Genomic DNA, 1,479 nt, shown 5'->3' on the forward strand with positions numbered 1-1,479 from the left:
CAAATCCTGCCCCCGCAACCAACAAATCAGACTCGATAGAGCCAACAGCCCTCGCCAAATGCGGGGGCTTTGTCATGTCAAGCGCGCCGAGATCGAGAATTCCAGCCAAGTCCCCAATGAGGTCAAGCTGATGGCCGCCGGGTGCAGACGGTTCAGGCACCATGCGCACCTCCGAAATCAGCCCTCTCAGGATCTGTGATGCTTCAAGCTTCTGCTCGGGCTGGTTCGGCGCGTTGGCAAGATCTGCGATCTTCTCGCGGTAGAGATCGGACAGGCGGGGATGCAGCCGCAGGGCAGGCGGCTCGGGGCGGTCCTCCAGAAACGCGGTGAGCTTCGCCTCCGTGCTTTCGAGATCCGCCATCTTCGCCTTCATCGAAGGGTGATACATGCCGTCCTCGATGGCCGTGAGGATGCCGGTGATCTTCTTCTCGATCTGCTTCAGTTCGCGCTTGGCCTTATCCGGGGCGCTGCTGCGGTCGCCTGCGGCGGCGTTGAAGGCCTTGCGGTATTCCTCGACGAACGTTGTGATCAGATCGGGGTGCAGAAGCTTCTCGCGCAGGCCGTCCAGCACGCGGGCTTCCACCTCTTCACGCTGGATGGTCGCGCGGTTGATGCAAATGGCGTCGCCCTTGTTGCGTGCCGCGGCGCAGCCGTAGCGGGTCCTGTTGATCACCGTATAGCTCGCCCCGCAACAGCCGCATTTTACGAGCCCCGAGAACAGATGCTCCGGACGGCGGGCCCGTTCGGGCCGGGGGCGGGCGGACCCGATGCCGGCAGGGTTCATGTCCGCGCGGATAGCCCCCTGCCGGTCCTTGGCCTGTCGCCATAGGTCGTCGGAGATGATGCGCAGGTCTGGACATCCTCGATGATCCACTCCTCGGGCGGGTTCGGATGGGCCTGACGTTTACTGCTTTGCGGGTCTTTAATGAAACTTTGCCGGTTCCAGACGAGCCGACCGATGTAGAGCTCGTTGTTCGAGATGCCCGTGCCGCGCTTCCAGTTCCCGGAGATGGTCGACGGTCCCCAGGTGCCTATGTCCTTGCCGCTGTCGGGTGAGGCAATGCCCTCGTTGTTCGGTGCCGCAGCGATGGCGCGGGCGGACAGTCCCGAGGCATATTCCGTGAAATGCGCGTGACGATGGCGGCCTGTTCCGCGTCGATGACCCGCTCGCCGGTGGTCAGGGTCCCATCAGCTCGCAGTTCCCTGTGCACCCGGTAGCCATAACTGATGCCCCCCGCAGATTTGCCGTCACGCACACGGCCCTCCAGCCCGCGATGGGTCTTTTGGGCGAGGTCTTTCAGGTAGAGCGCCGACATCGTGCCTTTGAGGCCGATGTGAAGTTCCGAGATCTCGCCCTCGGCCACGGTAATGACCGGGATGCCGAGGAAGGTCATTTGCTTATGGAACGCCGCGATATGTTCCTGATCGCGCGAGATGCGATCGATGCTCTCGGCGACCACGACATCGATCCGGCCGCGC

Annotated in this window: 2 protein-coding genes and 1 pseudogene; all 3 read right to left on the reverse strand. The window is 62.9% G+C overall.

Features of this window, described 5'->3' with window-relative positions; translation table 11 throughout:
* Positions 1–673 (reverse strand): annotated as a pseudogene (locus EOW66_RS20235) (recombinase family protein); the annotation flags it as partial.
* Between the two features lie 107 nt (positions 674–780).
* Complete coding sequence (locus EOW66_RS20240) at positions 781–1,104, reverse strand: recombinase family protein (RefSeq protein WP_338054893.1); 324 nt, start codon at positions 1,102–1,104, stop codon at positions 781–783.
* Positions 1,032–1,479, reverse strand: a 448-nt coding sequence (locus EOW66_RS20245) for a recombinase family protein (RefSeq protein ID WP_164881216.1), incomplete at its 5' end; no start/stop codon positions are given. The genes EOW66_RS20240 and EOW66_RS20245, both read right to left, overlap by 73 nt.

The organism is Paenirhodobacter huangdaonensis, assembly GCF_004022465.1.
GTDB classification, from domain to species: Bacteria; Pseudomonadota; Alphaproteobacteria; order Rhodobacterales; family Rhodobacteraceae; genus Rhodobacter; species Rhodobacter huangdaonensis.